The organism is Streptomyces sp. NBC_00448 (assembly GCF_036014115.1).
Taxonomy (GTDB): Bacteria; Actinomycetota; Actinomycetes; order Streptomycetales; family Streptomycetaceae; genus Actinacidiphila.
Genome location: NZ_CP107913.1, coordinates 3024646 through 3042324 on the forward strand (window position 1 = coordinate 3024646; position 17679 = coordinate 3042324).

The 17679-nt window shown below is 71.7% G+C and carries 15 protein-coding genes; 6 read left to right on the top strand and 9 right to left on the bottom strand.

The window, feature by feature from the left end:
* Positions 1–4: 4 nt before the first annotated feature.
* A complete protein-coding gene (locus tag OG370_RS12780; RefSeq protein ID WP_328463657.1) occupies positions 5–2629 on the bottom strand; it encodes a phosphoribosyltransferase in 2625 nt (874 codons plus the stop codon).
* Between the two features lie 38 nt (positions 2630–2667).
* A complete protein-coding gene (locus OG370_RS12785; RefSeq protein ID WP_328463659.1) occupies positions 2668–3840 on the bottom strand; it encodes an HpcH/HpaI aldolase/citrate lyase family protein in 1173 nt (390 codons plus the stop codon).
* Positions 3841–4081: 241 nt separating this feature from the next.
* Here OG370_RS12785 and OG370_RS12790 point away from each other — a divergent pair, with 241 nt between their 5' ends.
* A complete protein-coding gene (locus tag OG370_RS12790) occupies positions 4082–5005 on the top strand; it encodes a TerD family protein (RefSeq protein ID WP_328474048.1) in 924 nt (307 codons plus the stop codon).
* A gap of 254 nt (positions 5006–5259) precedes the next feature.
* Here the strand turns inward: OG370_RS12790 and OG370_RS12795 are convergent, their stop codons facing one another.
* The 6 genes from OG370_RS12795 to OG370_RS12820 form a co-directional block, all read right to left on the bottom strand.
* Positions 5260–5991 (bottom strand): Tellurium resistance, encoded by a 732-nt coding sequence (locus tag OG370_RS12795; protein ID WP_328463661.1) that lies wholly within the window; start codon positions 5989–5991, stop codon positions 5260–5262.
* 105 nt (positions 5992–6096) lie between these two features.
* Positions 6097–7284, bottom strand: coding sequence for a DUF475 domain-containing protein (locus OG370_RS12800; protein WP_328463663.1), 1188 nt, complete (start codon positions 7282–7284; stop codon positions 6097–6099).
* A 62-nt stretch (positions 7285–7346) separates the two neighbouring features.
* A complete protein-coding gene (locus OG370_RS12805) occupies positions 7347–7922 on the bottom strand; it encodes a TerD family protein (protein ID WP_328463665.1) in 576 nt (191 codons plus the stop codon).
* A gap of 47 nt (positions 7923–7969) precedes the next feature.
* Positions 7970–8545, bottom strand: a complete 576-nt coding sequence (locus tag OG370_RS12810) for a TerD family protein (RefSeq protein ID WP_103883544.1) — start codon at positions 8543–8545, stop codon at positions 7970–7972.
* A 101-nt stretch (positions 8546–8646) separates the two neighbouring features.
* The gene (locus tag OG370_RS12815) at positions 8647–9105 is read right to left on the bottom strand and encodes a peroxiredoxin (protein ID WP_328463670.1); all 459 of its coding nucleotides are present in this window, start codon (positions 9103–9105) and stop codon (positions 8647–8649) included.
* Positions 9106–9255: 150 nt separating this feature from the next.
* The gene (locus tag OG370_RS12820; protein WP_103883542.1) at positions 9256–9696 is read right to left on the bottom strand and encodes a DUF3052 domain-containing protein; all 441 of its coding nucleotides are present in this window, start codon (positions 9694–9696) and stop codon (positions 9256–9258) included.
* Between the two features lie 449 nt (positions 9697–10145).
* Between OG370_RS12820 and aceE the strand changes: the two genes are divergently transcribed.
* From aceE to OG370_RS12835, 3 genes are all read left to right on the top strand, one after another.
* Positions 10146–12893: a pyruvate dehydrogenase (acetyl-transferring), homodimeric type gene (gene aceE / locus OG370_RS12825; protein WP_328463673.1), complete on the top strand. Its 2748-nt coding sequence runs from the start codon at positions 10146–10148 to the stop codon at positions 12891–12893.
* Between the two features lie 471 nt (positions 12894–13364).
* The gene (locus OG370_RS12830; RefSeq protein WP_328463675.1) at positions 13365–14516 is read left to right on the top strand and encodes an alpha/beta hydrolase; all 1152 of its coding nucleotides are present in this window, start codon (positions 13365–13367) and stop codon (positions 14514–14516) included.
* Between the two features lie 93 nt (positions 14517–14609).
* Positions 14610–15335 carry a DUF4429 domain-containing protein gene (locus OG370_RS12835; protein WP_328463676.1) on the top strand — a complete coding sequence of 242 codons (726 nt, stop codon included), beginning with the start codon at positions 14610–14612 and terminating at the stop codon, positions 15333–15335.
* A 39-nt stretch (positions 15336–15374) separates the two neighbouring features.
* Here the strand turns inward: OG370_RS12835 and OG370_RS12840 are convergent, their stop codons facing one another.
* Positions 15375–15836 (bottom strand): MerR family transcriptional regulator, encoded by a 462-nt coding sequence (locus tag OG370_RS12840; RefSeq protein ID WP_328463677.1) that lies wholly within the window; start codon positions 15834–15836, stop codon positions 15375–15377.
* Between the two features lie 213 nt (positions 15837–16049).
* On the opposite strand from OG370_RS12840, the gene OG370_RS12845 reads away from it, so the two are divergent.
* The gene (locus tag OG370_RS12845; RefSeq protein WP_328463678.1) at positions 16050–16871 is read left to right on the top strand and encodes a serine hydrolase domain-containing protein; all 822 of its coding nucleotides are present in this window, start codon (positions 16050–16052) and stop codon (positions 16869–16871) included.
* Positions 16868–17575: a pirin family protein gene (locus OG370_RS12850; protein WP_328463679.1), complete on the top strand. Its 708-nt coding sequence runs from the start codon at positions 16868–16870 to the stop codon at positions 17573–17575. Before OG370_RS12845 ends, OG370_RS12850 begins: the two co-directional genes overlap by 4 nt.
* Positions 17576–17679: the final 104 nt, after the last annotated feature.

Below are 17679 nucleotides of genomic sequence, written 5' to 3' on the forward strand. Positions count from 1 at the left end.
CGGCTCACTTCGCGGCCACCGCCTTGCCGTCCACACCGGTCGCGCCGCGCGTGAAGCGCGGGTGGATCAGGCCGACGCAGGAGTACGGCAGGTCGTCCACCTCCTCGACGGGGACGCCGCGTTGCGCGGCGAGCAGCCTGACGTGGTCCAGGTCGGCGCCCACCCCGCGCTTGGCGAGGATCTTCCACGGCACCCGGCGCAGCAGCACCCGGGTGGTCTCGCCGACGCCGGGCTTGACCAGGTTGACGTCCCCGATGCCGTACTCCTCGCTGATCCGCTCCACCGCGGCCCAGCCCGCCCAGGTCGGCGAACGGTCCTGCCCGCGCAGCGACTTGACGTCGGCGGCGACACCGTCGGCGACCGAGTCGAAGGCGGCGGCGACGGTGTCGAGGAAGTACCCGGAGACGTCGGCGCCGAGCAGGTCGCGGTAGAACTTCGCGCCGTGGAAGTCGTGCGGTCCGATCAGCCCCTCACGCAGCACGGTGCGGGAGATCAGCCCGGAGACGGTGGAGTTGAGGCAGGCGGAGGGGATCAGGAAGTCGTCGCGGGTGCCGTAGGTGCGTACGCAGCCGCCCGGGTCGGCGAGGACCGCGATCTCCGGGTCGAATCCCGGCTTCCCCGAACCCGAACCCGCGCCCGAGCCCTGCTCCGACGCCTGCGCTTCGGCGAACTCGGCCACGGCCGCGGCCAGTTCGCGGGTGATCGCGCCCTTCCCGGTCCAGCCGTCGACGAACACCACGTCGGCCGGGTCGTGGTGGGCGGCCAGCCAGCGCAGCGCGTTGGCGTCGATGCCGCGCCCGCGGACGATGGAGACCGCGTAGTGCGGCAGCCGCAGCCCGTGCGCGTGCTCGGCCCAGCGGCGCATCAGCACGCCGACGGGGGTGCCGGCGCGGGCGAGCGAGACCAGGACGGCGTCCGGTCCGCGCTCGGCCAGCACCAGTTCGGTGACGGTGCCGACCGCACGGGCGATCCGCCGCGCCGAGCCGTCCAGCGCCGAGCGGAACAACTCCTGGTACTCCGGGGTGGGTTGGTACTCCACCGGCAGCGACTCGGCGTAGTGCGCGCCGCCGCTCTGGATGGCCTCCTCGCGCTCCTCGGTGGGCGCCTCCAACTCGACGTCGGAGAGGTCCTTGAGCAGCCAGCCCACCTCGTCGGGCGCGTAGGAGGAGAACTCCGGCCCCCGCAGCGGCTCGGCCAGGCCGTACGACCCGGCCGGGCCGCGGGACTCGGCCGGGGCCTCGGGGGTCTGCGGGGCCCGCGCGGTCGCACCGCTCGGGCTGTTCGTCGGGCTCATCGCGTGCGTGCTTCCGTTCGGTCGGTAGGACGGCACCACCGCGAGCAGTACCGAGTCGGTGGCGGCGGCCAGCCGGTCCAGCAGCCCGCCGGGCGCGTGCAGGGCGGCGGTGTCCCCGGTCGAGTCCACCACGCACACCACCGCGTCGAACCCGCGCACGTTGTAGGCGAACCGGTCCGTGCTGCCCGCGTCGTTCGGGTCGTCGTGCGCGGGGAACGCGATCCGGTGCCGTATGGCGTACCCGGGGTCGTCGACCGCCAGTACCGGGGAGCGGGTGGTGGTGGAGTACCGGACGGCGGCCGGGGCGCTCCCGGGCGCCGAGGCGCGCGCCCGGGCCTCCAGGGTGTCCTGGAGCGCCTTGGCCAGCCGCAGGGGCGCGTACATCAGCTCCTCGTTGCCGAGGACGAGGACGCGGCCGGCGGACGGCGGCAGGGCGTCGGCGAGCCGGCCGCCCATCGCGGGCAGCGCATCCGCCAGCCGCATGGCGTGCCCGGGCAGGAAGCCGTGCCGGCCCCCGTCGGGCACCTCCTCGGGCCACTCCAGCTCCACCCGGCGTACGCGCCCGGCGGAGGCGGCGGAACCGTGGCCGGTGGCGGCCGGGGGGACGGCGATGGACGCCTCGTCCGCCGCGTTGTGCGCGGCCACCAGCGCCTGGCCCCTGCCGAGCACCCCGTCCGGGAGGCCGACCGTCCCCGTGGCCAGGGCGATCACGTCGATGTGCGCGGGCAGTTCGGCGGCGAAGGCGTCCAGCGCGTCGCGGTCGGCGGGCGCGCGCATGTCGGTGAGCGCCACGACGACGTAGTGCTCGCGCGGGTGGAGGGCGTGCAGGGCCGCGATGGTGTTGCGGATGGTGCGGCCGGTGGAGAACTCGTCGTCGACCAGCACGAGCGGGCCGGGCCGGGTCAGCAGCCCGGGCTCCTCCGGCAGCAGCAGGTGGGAGGTGGCGTGGCTGTGCTCCTCCTCGAACCCGCCGTGCGGGGTGATGCCGGGCACCGCGCGGCGGGTGGAGTGCAGGTACGGCGCGAAGCCGATGCCGTCGGCGACCGCGTGGCCGAGCCCGGTGGCGGTCTCGGCGTATCCGAGCACGACCGCGTTCCGCGCGTCGGCCGCGCCCAGCAGGTCCCGCACCCGCCGGCCGAGCGCGTAGGCGGACCCGTAGACCGTGCGGGGGTCCTGCGGGACGTGCTTGCCGAGCACCTGGGAGACGAGCAGATGGGCCCGCTTGGGGTTGCGCCGCAGCGCCAGGCCGACCAGGTCGGCGAGGCCGTCGCCGTGCAGGGTGACGCCGAGGCGGTCGGCGACCCACTGCCCGGTCCAGGGCGCGTTCGTTGGCATCAGGCGGGTGTCCTTACGTGCGGATGGGTGGGCACCGGTCAGGAGGAGGGCAGGCTCGCGGCGAGCAGTTCCACGAAGCCGACGTCCTCGCGGGCGACACCGAAGACCTCGGCGCGGCGCAGGGTGCGTTCGGCCCAGGCGCGGTGCGGCTTCACCTCGTTCATCTTGTTGGTGTAGGCGGAGCGGAGCACCCCGCCGCCGCTGCGGTCCTGGTGCAGGATGTCGGCGGCGTCGCAGAACTCCTCGTGGGTGACGACGCTCAGCGCGTTGACGACCGGCACATGGCTGGGGTGGATACAGGTCTTGCCCTGCAGGCCGTTGGCCCGGTCCAGCTCGATCTCGCGCAGCAGGCCGTCCATGTCCTGCTCGATGAGGGCCTCGCGCAGATCCTCGGCCTCCGGGGTGAACGGGCTGCGGCGCAACTGGGGCTTGAACATCCGCTCGTGGTGCCGGAAGTACTCCCACACCGGGCCGGTGACGACGAAGCCGCTGCCGTCCGCGCGGCCGAGCACGTTGACCACGTCGGCGATGACGGAGGCGACGATCTGCACGTCGTACGCGGTCATCGCGGGCGCCCGGCGCAGGCCGTAGGAGGAGCAGAAGTCGGTGACGCCAAGGCGCAGCGCGAGCACCCGGTCGCGGTACTTGTCGACGGTGCGGGATATCCCGTAGAGCGTCTCCACCCGGCTCTCCAGGTGCAGCAGCTCCGGGGACTCCAGCACCGGCATCGCGAACAGCCGATGCCCCGAGGCACTTTCCGCGTTGCCGACCGCTTCGAGGAAGGGGACGCCGGTCTCCTCGGTGAACTTGGGCAGCACGAATCCGGACAGCAGCCGTACGGTGCCGCCGAGCCGGTGCACCAGGTCGGTGATCTGGGCCGGGGTGCGGACCCGGATGAACAGCAGCGGGAGCGCCTGCTCGGCGCCGGGCCGGGCGGCCAGATCCGCGAACTGCCGGACCAGGTTCGCCTCGCCCGCCTCGACGTCGCGGTCGTCGATGGAGTCCTCCAGGCACAGCACCATGGAGACCACGCCGTGGGCGGCCTGCTTGAGCACGTCGTCGGCGAGGTGCGGCCGGGTGGCCGGGCTGTAGAGCGTGGCGCCGAGGGCGGTCGCGAGGACGCGCGCGGGAGAGCCGGAGGTGAACTCCTGAGGTTCCCGGTGGAAGAGCTCACCCCTGAGCTCTGAAGCAAGATGTCCGAAGTGTCGCATACGCCCCCTTTCAGAGTCGCAGCCGCGAGAGCAGGCGTCAATCGCGTGGCCGATTATCGTACGTGCGCCCGTGTCGCAAAGGTTCCCGCAGCGCGTGACAAACAGGTAACCGGCTCCGGTCGGCCAGGTGTCCGTCCCCGCGCGTCACGCACCCCGCCCGCGCGGCCGGAGCGGACCCCCGCACCCGGCCCGCCGTCCGCGGCGTTGTGGGCCGCCCCGCAGGACGGGCAGGATGGCAGTCATGACGCACGTGATGGTGAAGGGCTCGAACATCCCGCTGGACGCCTCGGGCATCCGGGCGGTGCTCCGCTGGAGCCCGGCGCCGACCGCTCCCGACGTGGACGCCTCCGTGCTGCTGCTCGGCGCCGACGGCCGGGTGCGCTCGGACGCCGACTTCGTCTTCTACAACGCCCCCCGGCACCCCTCGGGCCTGGCCCGGCACCTGCCGAAGCAGCGCGTCCCCGACGGCTTCACCGACACCGTGGAGGTCGATCTGGCCGCGCTCGACCCGGGCGTGGACCGGGTGGTGGTCGCCGCGTCCTGCGACGGCGGGCCGTTCCGGCTGGTGCCCGACCTGGTGCTCGCCCTCTTCGACGCGGCCGGCCCGCAGCACGCCGCCCCGCTGGTCACCTTCGACGTGGTGCCCGACACCGGCCAGGAAAGCGCGCTGATCTGCGGCGAGTTGTACCGCAAGGACGCCGGCTGGAAGTTCCGCGCGCTCGGCCAGGGATACGCCACCGGCCTGGTCGGCCTCGCCACGGAGTACGGCATCGCGGTCGACGACGGCGACCCCGACGCCGACGAGCCCGCCCAGGGCGCCACCGCCGCCGCCGGCCCCACCGCCGCCATGCCCGGCCCCGCACCCACCGGCGGCTACACCGCGGCCGCAGGACCCACCGTGTCCGCCCCCGAACCCCCCGGCGCCTACGGCTACCCTCTCCCGGCCCCATACCCCTCCCACGTGCCCGCCCAGCCCGCCTACGGCTACCCCCAGCCCGTCGCCGCCACCATCCCTCCCCCACCCCCTCAGCAACCAGTGGTCCACCAACAGCCCCAACAGGCCTACCCGGCCTACGGCTACCCCCAGCCCGTCGCCACCAACGCCCTCCCCCCCGACGGCCACTTCACCCTCCCCCCGCAGGGCCCCCAGTTCCAATCCGCCTGACCGCTCGGGAGAACCCACGGGAGCTTGGCGGCAACCCCAGGCGAAGCCCTGGGTGGTGACCCCACAGCCGAAACACCACTCCGGCCAGGACAGCTTCTTCTCAAGGAACACCCGCAACTGACCCAGGGGCGCGTGGGGGCACCTCCCAGGCGAAGCTCTGGGGGAGAACGGCGCGAGAACCCCCCACCGGCAGGTGGTCCCGGAACCGACAGCACCCCCCACCCCGGAGGGTCCGCCCAGCCCGACCGCCCAGGTCACACCTTGGACTTGTACCCCCGCCCCCACTGCAGCCCCCACCCGTAGAGCCGGTCGATCTCCGCCTGGAAGCCGTACACGTACTTCACCTCGCGGTGGACGATCATCTCGTCCTTGCGGTTCTCGATCAGCACCACCGCGCAGGACCGCGCCTGCGGCTCCCGCTCGGTGAGCGGGATCTCGATCCGCGGCCCGGACCCGGGAAAGATCTCCACCTTCGCGTGCGTGCGGTCGAACGCCGGCGTGCCGTCGTAGATGTACACGAACACCAGCAGGCGCTTGAACTCCTCGCGCTTGTCGAAGTTGATGTACAGCGTCTCGCCCGAGGTGCCGCCGAACCGGTCGTCGCCGGTCATCTGGATGTACGGCGGCGCGTCCAGGTCACCGTGGAAGTCGCCGAGCGGCTGGACCACCCCCTTCGTGCCGTCCGCGAGTTCGTACATGCACGCCAGGTCCAGGTCGACGTTGACCATCGCCGGGCCGGCCGCCTGGACCACACGTGGCTTGAACACGTCGATCTGACGGCGCAGGAAACTGCCCCGATCCGTCACCCAGTCCCCGGAGTCGGTCGGCCGCATCTGCCAGGACAGGTTCACCCGCATGTTGCCGACCGCGGCACCGTGTTTCGTCAGCGACAGCTCGGGCCGCCTCTTGGTGAGTTCCACACTGTGCGTGTTCGTCACGTCGAACTGGTCCGGGCCGTTGGGCCGCAGGAACCGCCACCAGGCCATTGTCGTCCGTCCTCCCCTGTCGCTCAGCACCGCAGCCACCCGCCGCACGGACGCGCCGCTGCCCCCGCCGGACGGCGGGGGCAGCGGCGCGTGCGCGGCCGGGGGTCACACCCCGGACGAGACTTCCGCCTTGTCGTCGTCCGACTGACCAGAGCCTTCCCCGAGACGGCGGTTGCGTACCACCGACGACCAGTAGGACGCCGCGATCAGGACAACGCCGACCAGGCCGGTGATGACCTCGCTGACGTCGTACTTGATCGTGATGAGCAGGATGACCGCCAGCGCGCCGATCGCGTAGTGCGCGCCGTGCTCCAGGTAGACGTAGTCGTCCAGGGTGCCCTTGCGGACCAGGTAGACGGTGAGCGACCGGATGTACATCGCGCCGATGCCCAGACCCAGGGCGATCTCGAAGATGTCGTTGCTGATCGCGAAGGCGCCGATGACGCCGTCGAAGGAGAACGACGCGTCGATGACTTCCAGGTACAGGAACATGAAGAACGCGGCCTTGCCGGCCAGACCGACCGTCCGGGCGACGTTGGCGCCGCTGGTGGCCGCGGGGACCTTGGCGCCCAGCGAGGGTTCCTCGACGGTCTTGGGGCCCTCGCCGTCCTCGTCGCCGTCCTCGTCGTCCTCCAGCCGCTCCTCGAAGAAGCCGGAGATGCCGCCGACCACCAGGTAGGTGATCAGACCGGCGACGCCCGCCAGCAGGACCGTCTCGGCCTTGTCGACCGTGCCGTGCCCGCCGTGCAGCGGCACCGAGTCCGCGACCGTGGTGCCCGCGATGACCAGGACGATCATCGCCACCGCCACCGACAGCATGTCCAGCTTGCCGAGCTTGGCCAGCGGCTTCTCCAGCCAGGACAGCCAGTTGATGTCCCGCTCCTCGAAGATGAAGTCGAGGAAGATCATCAGCAGGAACATGCCGCCGAAGGCGGCGATCGCCGGGTGGGCGTTGGAGACGAGGTTCTCGTAGCGGTCGTGGTCGTTGACCGCGATCCGGACCGCTTCCCACGGGCTGAGCTTCGCGGTGACAGCCACGATGATGATCGGGAAGACCAACCGCATGCCGAAGACCGCGATCAGCACACCGATGGTGAGGAAGATCTTCTGCCAGAACGCGTTCAGCTTGCGGACGATGCCCGCGTTGATGACCGCGTTGTCGAAGGAGAGCGAGATCTCGAGGATGGACAGGATCGCCACGATCGCGAGCCCTTTGCCTCCCCAGAGGATGCCGGCCAGGGCCAGGCCGGCGGCAGTGATGCCGAATGACCAGCCGAATGTTCTGAGGAGCACGTGCTTCCCACCCAATCCCTTGTGATCCCTTGAGCCAAGGGTCCCCCGCGCGGTGCGCGGCTTTACGAAACGTTGACCCCGAAGTCTAGGGCGATACCGCGCAGGCCCGAGGCATACCCCTGGCCTACTGCACGGAACTTCCACTCGCCGCCGTACCGGTACAGCTCGCCGAAGATCATCGCCGTCTCGGTCGAGGCGTCCTCGGTGAGGTCGTAGCGGGCCAGCTCGACGCCGTCGGACTGGTTGAGCACGCGGATGTAGGCGTCGCTGACCTGGCCGAAGGTCTGCAGCCGGGCGTCGGCGTCGTAGATCGAGACGGGGAAGACGACCTTGTCGACGGTGGCCGGCACCTTCGTCAGGTCGACCAGGATCGTCTCGTCGTCACCGCCGCTGCCGCCGGTGAGGTCGTCGCCGGTGTGCTCGACGGAGCCCTCCGGGCTCTTCAGATTGTTGTAGAAGACGAAGTACTCGTCCCCCAGCACCCGGCCGCCGGAGCACAGCAGCGCGCTGGCGTCCAGGTCGAAGTCGGCACCGGTGGTCGAACGGGCCCTCCAGCCGAGGCCGATCTGCACCTGGGTGAGATTCGGCGCGGCCTTGGACAGGGAGACGTTGCCCCCCTTGGCGAGCGTGACGCCCATCGTGGTCCTTTCCCCCTCAAACGTGGTGGTGGGCAGCGTGCCGGCGATCAGACGTTGACGCCGAAGTCCTGGGCGATGCCGCGCAGGCCCGAGGCGTATCCCTGGCCGATCGCGCGGAACTTCCACTCCGCGCCGTGCCGGTACAGCTCGCCGAAGACCATCGCCGTCTCGGTCGAGGCGTCCTCGGTGAGGTCGTAACGGGCCAGCTCGGCGCCGTCCGCCGCGTTGACCACGCGGATGTAGGCGTTGCGCACCTGGCCGAAGCTCTGCTGGCGCGGCTCGGCGTCGTAGATGGACACCGGGAAGACGATCTTCGCCACGTTCGCCGGCACGGTGGCCAGGCTGACGTTGATCACCTCGTCGTCGCCCTCGCCCTCACCGGTGAGGTTGTCGCCGGTGTGCTCGACCGAGCCGTCCGGGCTCTTGAGGTTGTTGAAGAAGACGAAGTGCTGGTCGGAAAGGACCTTGCCCTGCTCGTCGGTGAGCAGCGCGCTCGCGTCGAGGTCGAAGTCGCTGCCGGTGGTGGTGCGGGCGTCCCAGCCCAGACCGACGACGACCGCCGTGAGGTTCGGCGCCTCCTTGGTCAGCGAGACGTTGCCACCCTTGCTGAGGCTGACTCCCACGAGTCCTCCTGTCGTTTCCCCGCCCGTCGGTGCGGTGTGGGTCGTTGTGTGCTGCGCTTGCTGGATCAACGTCCAGAGCTTAGTGACCCGTTCCCGATTGGCTACAGCGCGGACAGCGCTTTCGCGTACTGGCCGAGATCACGCGCGTCCGGCAGGCCGTTCACCACGGTCCACCGCACCATGCCCTGCCGGTCGATCACGAAAGTGCCGCGCAGCGCGCAGCCCTTCTCCTCGGCGAAGACGCCGTAGGCGCGGGAAACCGTTCCATGCGGCCAGAAGTCGCTCAGCAGCGGGAAGTCCAGACCCTCGGCGTCGGAGAAGGCGCGCAGTGCGTGCATGGAGTCGCAGGACACCGCGAGCACCTGGTTGCGCTCGTTCTGGAACGAGGCCAACTCGTTCTGGATCGCCTGGAGTTCGCCCGAGCACACGCTGGTGAACGCGAACGGGAAGAAGATCAGCAGGACGTTCTTGACGCCCCGGAAGTCGTCCAGGGCGACGGTGCGGCCGTGCTGATCCTTCAGCCGCAGATCAGGTGCGGGTCCGCCCGCGTCGATCGGCATGAAAACGGCTCCCTGCGCCAAGCGGACATGAGGTTCCCCACGCCCCGGGTGCGGCCGTGCCTACCCGGGGCGCGGGGAACCGCGCGACAAGCCACGACGGCGGCGCGGCCGGAAACGGACCGCGACCGACTACGGCGCGATCCGTCCCGCCTACCGCTTGCCGGCTTTGGCCGCCTTCGGGGTCACCAGACGGCTGCCCGTCCAGTCCTTCGCCGCGTTGACACTGCTGGTCTGGGCCAGGCCGGCAGTCTGCGCCGCTTCGCCGATCTCGCTCGGCTCCACGTGGCCGTCACGCCCGGTCTTCGGGGTCATGAGCCAGATCGGGGCGCCGGGGTCGATCGTCGACGTGGCGTCGACGAGCGCGTCGGTGAGGTCGCCGTCGTCCTCGCGGAACCACAGCAGGACGGCGTCGGGCACGTCGTCGTACTCCTCGTCGGCGAGCTCCTCACCCGTGAGCTCCTCGATCCCCTCACGGAGCTCCTGGTCGCAATCCTCGTCGTACCCGAGCTCCTGGACCACCTGTCCGGGCTCGAAACCAAGCCGGCTCGCCGGGTTGGTCCGCTCCTCCGCGTGGTCCGCGGTCGCGCTCACGCTTTGCCTCCTGTCATGGGCACAGATTTCGTGCGGGTCTTCATGGTCTGTATGTGCCCGCGACGGTGCGAGCTTATTGGCGGTAGTCCACACGGGCGGGGCGGATCGCGCAAGTACCCGCCGTACGAGACCGTCGAAACGGTGACGATTCGACCGTCTTCATGGCAAGTTCCCCGCTTCACCGCCGCCCTGCGCACTCTCCCATGGTGACGCAGATCACGGACATCTGCCGGGGTTGCCCGTTTTGCAGAGTGTTGGCACCGCGAGTCGGTCGTACGTCCGACTGGGCGTAGAGTTCGGATTTGGCCGCCCACCTGGGGTTACCGCCCGGTAGAGATGACGTATCGAACGGCCTCGGTACACGATGGACGCGGCGCGCGCCGCCGTCGGCGGCCACTCCATCACGTCCAGAAACTTCCCGTAGCAGTCCTAGTGAGCGAAGGAACAGCGTGGCTTCCGGATCAGATCGCAACCCGATCATCATTGGCGGCCTTCCCAGCCAGGTCCCGGATTTCGATCCCGAGGAGACGGCGGAATGGCTCGACTCGCTCGACGCGGCCATCGACGAGCGGGGCCGGGAGCGCGCCCGCTACCTGATGCTCCGCCTGATCGAACGGGCCCGCGAGAAGCGTGTCGCGGTCCCCGAGATGCGCAGCAGCGACTACGTCAACACCATCGCCACCAAGGACGAACCGTTCTTCCCCGGCAATGAGGAGATCGAGCGCAAGATCCTCAACGCCACCCGGTGGAACGCCGCGGTGATGGTCTCGCGCGCCCAGCGCCCCGGCATCGGGGTCGGCGGCCACATCGCGACCTTCGCCTCCTCGGCGTCGCTGTACGACGTGGGCTTCAACCACTTCTTCCGTGGCAAGGACGACGGCCTCGGCGGTGACCAGGTCTTCTTCCAGGGCCACGCCTCGCCGGGCATCTACGCGCGCGCGTTCCTGCTCGACCGGCTCACCGAGGCGCAGCTCGACGCGTTCCGGCAGGAGAAGTCGAAGGCCCCCGACGGCCTGTCCAGCTACCCGCACCCGCGGCTGATGCCGGACTTCTGGGAGTTCCCGACCGTGTCCATGGGCCTCGGCCCGCTCGGCGCGATCTACCAGGCCCGGATGAACCGCTACATGGAGGCGCGCGGCATCGCCGACACCTCCAAGTCGCACGTGTGGGCGTTCCTCGGCGACGGCGAGATGGACGAGCCGGAGTCGCTGGGCCAGCTGTCCATCGCCGCCCGCGAGGGCCTGGACAACCTGACCTTCGTGGTCAACTGCAACCTCCAGCGGCTCGACGGCCCGGTGCGCGGCAACGGCAAGATCATCCAGGAGCTGGAGTCGCAGTTCCGCGGCGCCGGCTGGAACGTCATCAAGCTGGTCTGGGACCGCTCCTGGGACCCGCTGCTGGCCCAGGACCGCGACGGCCTGCTGGTCAACAAGATGAACACCACCCCGGACGGCCAGTTCCAGACGTACGCCACCGAGACCGGCGCGTACATCCGCGAGCACTTCTTCGGCAGCGACCAGCGGCTGCGCAAGATGGTCGAGGACCTCACCGACGAGCAGATCCTGCACCTCGGGCGCGGCGGGCACGACCACCGCAAGGTCTTCGCCGCCTACACCGCGGCCCTGGCGCACAAGGGCCAGCCGACCGTGATCCTCGCCCAGACCATCAAGGGCTGGACGCTGGGCCCGAACTTCGAGGGCCGCAACGCGACCCACCAGATGAAGAAGCTCACCGTCGACGACCTCAAGCGCTTCCGGGACCGGCTGCACCTGCCGATCACCGACCAGCGGCTCGACGAGGGCTACCCGCCGTACTACCACCCCGGCCGGGACTCCGAGGAGATCCAGTACATGCACGACCACCGCAAGGCGTGCGGTGGCTACGTACCGACCCGGATCGTCCGCGCCAAGCCGCTGCCGCTGCCGGAGGACAAGGTGTACGCGGCGGCGAGGAAGGGCTCCGGCCAGCAGTCGATCGCCACCACGATGGCGTTCGTCCGCATCCTGAAGGACCTGATGCGGGACAAGGAGATCGGCAAGCGGTTCGTGCTGATCGCCCCGGACGAGTACCGCACCTTCGGCATGGACGCGTTCTTCCCGAGCGCGAAGATCTACAACCCGCTCGGCCAGCAGTACGAGTCGGTCGACCGCGAACTGCTGCTCGCCTACAAGGAGTCGCCGACCGGCCAGATGCTGCACGACGGCATCTCCGAGGCGGGCTGCACCGCGTCGCTGATCGCCGCGGGCTCGGCGTACGCCACCCACGGCGAGCCGCTGATCCCGGTCTACGTCTTCTACTCGATGTTCGGTTTCCAGCGCACCGGCGACCAGTTCTGGCAGATGGCCGACCAGCTCGCGCGCGGCTTCGTGCTCGGCGCGACGGCCGGCCGGACCACCCTGACGGGTGAAGGTCTCCAGCACGCCGACGGCCACTCCCATCTGCTGGCCTCCACCAACCCGGCCTGTGTCGCCTACGACCCCGCGTACGGCTTCGAGATCGCGCACATCGTCAAGGACGGCCTGCGCCGGATGTACGGCGAGACCGCGGACGGCAAGCCCGGCGAGGACGTCTTCTACTACCTCACGGTCTACAACGAGCCGATCCAGCACCCGGCCGAGCCCGCCGACGTGGACGTCGAGGGCATCCTCAAGGGCGTGCACCGGTTCCAGCCGGGCAGCGCGGGCGAGATCCCGGCGCAGATCCTCGCGTCCGGTGTGGCGGTGCCGTGGGCGCTGGAGGCCCAGCGCATCCTCGCGGAGGAGTGGAACGTGCGCGCCGACGTCTGGTCGGCCACCTCCTGGAACGAGCTGCGCCGCGAGGCCGTGGCGGTCGAGGAGCACAACCTGCTGCACCCCGAGGAGGAGCAGCGGGTGCCGTGGGTGACCCGCAAGCTGTCCGGGGCACAGGGGCCGTTCGTGGCCGTGTCGGACTGGATGCGTTCGGTGCCGGACCAGATCGCCCGCTGGGTGCCGGGGCGGTACACCTCGCTCGGCGCGGACGGTTTCGGCTTCGCCGACACGCGGGGGGCGGCGCGCCGCTTCTTCCACATCGACGCGCAGTCGGTGGTGCTGGCGGTGCTCACCGAGCTGGCTGCCGACGGGAAGGTCGATCGCTCGGCGCTCAAGCAGGCGGTGGACCGCTACCAGCTGCTGGACGCCTCCGCGGCCCACCCGGGCGCGGCAGGCGGCGACGCGTAGCGCTGCGCTGCGCTCTGCGGTCACCGAGACCACGGGCGGGCCCGCACCGGTTCTTCCGGGGCGGGCCCGCCGTGCGTTGGGGGGGGGTGACGGGAGTGCCCGGGCCACCCGTGCGGGAGGGGAGGTGCTGGGCCGGGGGAGGCACGGGGTGGGCGCGGCGAGGGTGGTGCCAAGGAACCGTGGGCGGTGTGCCGTAGCATCCCGGACGAACCGTAGGAAGTGACCGCAGCCCGTACATCCCCCGGGACGGAGCCCGCAAGGCATGAGCGAGTGACGCTGCCGCCCGCACGGACGGGCACGCTGTCCCCGAGTGGTGGGCGCCCGGTCAGGGGTCCGCACGGACGGGTCGCCGTGCCCGCGAGCCGGGCGCCGAGGGACGCGCCCGTGGGCGTGTGGGCGCCGGCGGGCGGGCGGGGACGGCGCACCAGGGAGCGGAGGCGCCAGGGGCTCCCGGGCGGGGCGCGTCCGCTGGTGGCCCTGGCGGTCATCCTCGTGCTGCTGGCGACCACCGGGTGGACGGCCACGCTGTCGCCGCGCGCGGCGAAGGACGCGATGGCCGCCGCGCTCGCCGCGTGGACCCACGGCACCGTCGGCGCCCGACGGCTGCCGGACCCGGACGCGCCGCCCGGCGCCGTCGCCCGCTTCTTCGCCTCGCTCACCGGCGCCCAACGGCTCGGCCTGGCCCGGCGCTATCCCCTGGTCGTCGGCAACCTCGACGGGGTCGACCCGGCCCTGCGCTACGGCGCCAACCGGCTGGCGCTGACCCGGCAGCGGGCCGCCGCCCTCGCCGACAAGCACAGCGACGCGCTCACCCCGGTCGGCCGCGCCGCCATGACCGAGCTCGCCGACCGCTACACGTCCCTGCTCGCCGGGCACCGGCAGATCCTCGCCTTCGACCCGACCGGCGACGGCCACATCGCCGAGGTGCTCGGCGACCTGCGCACCGCGACCCACGTCGCGGTGGTCGTCCCCGGCGTCGCCACCGACCTGGCCGACTTCGAGCGGGACGACGCCAAGCGGTACGCCGCCACCGCCGGCATGGCCCGCGCGCTGTACGGCGCCGAACGGCTCGACCGGCCGGACGCCCGCACCGCGGTGATCGCCTGGGCGGGCTACACCGCCCCGGACGGCCTCGGCCTGGAAGCCTCCACCGGCACCCTCGCCGCCCGTGGCGCGGTCCGGCTCGAATCGCTCCTCGCCGCGCTCCCCCGCCGCCGCGACGTGGCGCTGTTCTGCCACTCCTACGGTTCGGTGCTGTGCGGGCTGGCCGCTCCGCACCTGCCGCCCGGCCGGGTCCGCGACATCGCCGTCATGGGCAGTCCGGGCATGCGTGCCCGCGACGTCGCCGCCCTGCACACCACCGCGCACGTCTGGGCGGCCCGGGACTCCGGGGACTGGATCGGCGACGTGCCGCACGTGGAGTTCGCCGGGCTCGGCCACGGCCCCGACCCGGTCTCCGGCGGCTTCGGCGCCCGGGTGATCAGTACCGACGGCGCCGACGGCCACGGCGGCTACTTCGTCCCCGGGACGACCAGCCTCGCCAACTTCGCGGACATCGCCCTCGGCGACTACTCGGCGATCACCTGCCCCACGGAGAACACCTGCACCAGTGGTCTTGGCTGAGCCGGGCGCGGCCGGGAAAACCCGTCCCCCTTTCGATGACGCGCGTAGCGGGTAAGGGGCGCAGTCCGCCGAGGCGGCCATAAGCTGGGCCTTATGGGTGAAGTGCTGGCCGGGAGCAACGCCGTGTGGGAATTCGAACCCGACGCCGTGGTGATCCGGTACAGCAGAGGCGTACGAGGCTCCCGACTACTCCAGGCGCTCGGTGAGCGGCGGGTGCCGCACGAGGCGCTGGAGGACGTGGAGCTGGTGCCCGGCCGCCGCGGCACCGTGGTCCTGCGCGCGACCCCGCACCCCGGCGTCGACCCGCTCATCGAGGTCGCCGGCGGCCAGTTGCGGGAGAGCGCCGATCCCTACCGGCTGGTGCTGCCCGAGCAGAGCGCCGAACTCGCCGAGGCCGCCCGGGACGACCTGCTGGCCGCCGTTCGCACCGCCGCGGTCACCGCGGACCCGCCCGGCGGGCGCTACCTGGTGCCGGCCCCCGCGGTGCCGCGCTCCTTCAAGGCGTACGACGCGAAGGCCACCTTCGACGGCCACGCGGTCGGCTTCCACTGGTTCCGCACCGGCGCCTCCACCGCGAAGTGGAACTCCGGCGACCAGACCTTCCCCGTTGAGGAGTTGTGCGGCGTCGACTGGCGCTCACCGGAGCAGGTCCACGGCCACCTGCGGCTGCTGCTGCGCGACCCGGCCGAGCCGCTGCCCCCCGCCGACCGCGACCCGGCGAGCGTGATCTTCGGGCTCGGGTACGGCTCGGTGCACGAGTCGCTCCCGTTCGCCGCGGCGGTGCTGGCGGCGATCCGTACCAGCCGCGTCAGGCCGTAGGACGGGGACGGGGACGGCGGCGGCGCGGCGGCGCTCCGCTCACGCGGTCCGTTCCGGCGCCCGGGAGCAGGCGTAGGTGCTGATCTTGTGGTCCAGCACCGTAAGGGTGTCCTGGAGTTCGGCGATCCGCCGGACCACGTCCACCCGGGTGGACTCCAGCAGCGCCTGCCGCTCGCCGTACGTGTGGTCGCCGGCCCGCACCATCTCCGCGTACGTCACCATGTCCGCGACCGGCATCCCGGTCAGTCGCAGCTTCCCGACGAAGGCGAGCCAGTCCAGGTCCCGGTTGCTGAACCGGCGCTGGCCGGTGTGCGAGCGGTCCACGTGCGGCATCAGCCCGATCCGCTCGTACCAGCGCAAGGTGTGCGCGCTCAGCCCGGTGAACTCCGCGACCTCGCTGATCGTGTACTGGTCCTGCCCGTCCGGCCGCAGATGCGTCTCCGGGTCCTCGCAACTCGCTGTGTTGCTCGGCTTGCTCTTCGCCACCTGCACGACCGTCATACCTCTTACGCTAAGACCTTCGAGCGCACTCTAGGCAAGTAAGGAGGGCGCCCCTGGTGGTGAGCGTCTCTTCGCGGAGAGAGCCGCACATATTTCAGGGGCGCGTGGGGGCACCTCCCAGGCGAAGCTCTGGGGGAGAACCGCGCGCGCAACCCGCCACCAGCAGGTGGTCCCGGAACCGACAGAACCCCCCACCCCGTAGGGTCAGGCCCCATGGACAGCTTGGCGATGATCGCGCAATGGCCGGTGCCCAACGCCTCCGCCGGCGTGGTCCGGGCGGACGGCACCGTGGCCGGGTCGTACGGCACCCTCCAGCGGAGCTACCCCCTGGCGTCGGTGACGAAGCCGCTCGCGGCGTACGCGGTCCTCGTGGCCTGGGAGGAGGGCGTGTTCGAGCTGGACGACCCGGCGGGCCCCGAGGGCGCGACGGTACGGCACCTGCTCGCCCACGCCTCCGGCCTCGCCTTCGACGCCCCGAAGGTGATGGCCGCCCCCGGCACCCGCCGCATCTACTCGAACTCCGGGTTCGAGGCGCTGGGCGAGGCCCTCGCGAAGGCGGCCGGCATCCCGTTCGCGGAGTACGCCCGCCAGGCGGTGCTGGAGCCGCTGGGCATGGCGGACACCACGCTGGACGGCTCCCCCGCGGCCGACGGCGTCTCCACCGTCGCGGACCTGCTGAAGTTCGCCGCCGAGGTGCAGGCCCCGCGGCTGCTGCACCCCTCCACCGTCGCGACCGCGACCTCCGTGGCGTTCCCCGGCCTGAAGGGCGTACTGCCCGGCTACGGCCGCCAGGACCCGAACGACTGGGGCCTGGGCTTCGAGATCCGCGCCGCCAAGTCCCCGCACTGGACCGGCGCGCTCTCCTCCCCCGCGACTTTCGGCCACTTCGGCCAGTCCGGCACCTTCCTGTGGATCGACCCGGCCGCGGGCGCGGCCTGCGTGGCGCTGACCGACCGCCCCTTCGGCGAGTGGGCGCTGCCGCTGTGGCCGCGGCTGACCGACGCGGTGCTCAGCGAACTGCGGGCGGCCGGATGACCGCGCCGGACGAGGTGTGGCGGGCGGAGCGCCGCTACACCGGCGGGGAGCCGTCGGCCGGGATCGAGACGCGGCACGCGTTCTCCTTCGCGGGCTTCTACGACCCGGCGAACGTACGGTTCGGGCTGCTGCTGGCGTGCAACGAGGAGCGGTTGGCGCCCGGCGCGGGCTTCGCCGAGCACACCCACCGCGACACCGAGATCGTCACCTGGGTGATCGAGGGCGAGTTGGAGCACTGCGACACCGAGGGCGTCGCGACCCGGCTGCGCGCCGGCGACGCCCAACTGCTCAGCGCGGGCGGCGGCGTACGCCATGTCGAGCGCAACCCGGGCGCCGATCCGTGCCGTTTCCTCCAGATGTGGCTGCACCCGGACCCGGCCGGCGGCCCGTCCCGGCACTCCGTGGTCACCGACGTCGCGCCGCCGGGGCCCGGCCCGTACCTGCTCGCCTCCGCCGCGCCGGACGCGCCGCTGCCGCTGCGCCAGCCGCACGCCGCGCTGCACCTGGCCCGCGGCTCGGGCCCGTTGCCGGACGTCCCGTTCCTCTACCTGCACGTGCTGCGCGGCACGGTCCGGGTGGACGGCCGCGAACTCGGCCCCGGTGACGCCCTGCGCGCCGCCAACTCCCGCGCCCGGCAGGCCGAAGCGCCCCCCGACGCCGAGTACCTGGTGTGGCGGATGACCGCCGAACCGTCGTACGGATAGCCGAAACGGACAACCCGCCACCTGCGCGGCCGCACCCATAAGGCAGGCTTGGACCGTGCCTCCTCCCGCGCAACGCCCGCAGAACCCGCAGAAGCGGCAGCCCC

What these genes read in the sequence shown, in the direction of transcription:
- OG370_RS12845 (WP_328463678.1), top strand. Translation starts at nt 16,050, where the DNA reads ATGGACAGCTTGGCGATGATCGCGCAATGGCCGGTGCCCAACGCCTCC.
- OG370_RS12835 (WP_328463676.1), top strand. Translation starts at nt 14,610, where the DNA reads ATGGGTGAAGTGCTGGCCGGGAGCAACGCCGTGTGGGAATTCGAACCC.
- OG370_RS12795 (WP_328463661.1), bottom strand. Translation starts at nt 5,991, where the DNA reads ATGGCCTGGTGGCGGTTCCTGCGGCCCAACGGCCCGGACCAGTTCGAC.
- OG370_RS12805 (WP_328463665.1), bottom strand. Translation starts at nt 7,922, where the DNA reads ATGGGCGTCACGCTCGCCAAGGGGGGCAACGTCTCCCTGTCCAAGGCC.
- OG370_RS12785 (WP_328463659.1), bottom strand. Translation starts at nt 3,840, where the DNA reads ATGCGACACTTCGGACATCTTGCTTCAGAGCTCAGGGGTGAGCTCTTC.
- OG370_RS12850 (WP_328463679.1), top strand. Translation starts at nt 16,868, where the DNA reads ATGACCGCGCCGGACGAGGTGTGGCGGGCGGAGCGCCGCTACACCGGC.
- OG370_RS12815 (WP_328463670.1), bottom strand. Translation starts at nt 9,105, where the DNA reads ATGCCGATCGACGCGGGCGGACCCGCACCTGATCTGCGGCTGAAGGAT.
- OG370_RS12840 (WP_328463677.1), bottom strand. Translation starts at nt 15,836, where the DNA reads ATGACGGTCGTGCAGGTGGCGAAGAGCAAGCCGAGCAACACAGCGAGT.
- OG370_RS12780 (WP_328463657.1), bottom strand. Translation starts at nt 2,629, where the DNA reads ATGCCAACGAACGCGCCCTGGACCGGGCAGTGGGTCGCCGACCGCCTC.
- OG370_RS12790 (WP_328474048.1), top strand. Translation starts at nt 4,082, where the DNA reads ATGACGCACGTGATGGTGAAGGGCTCGAACATCCCGCTGGACGCCTCG.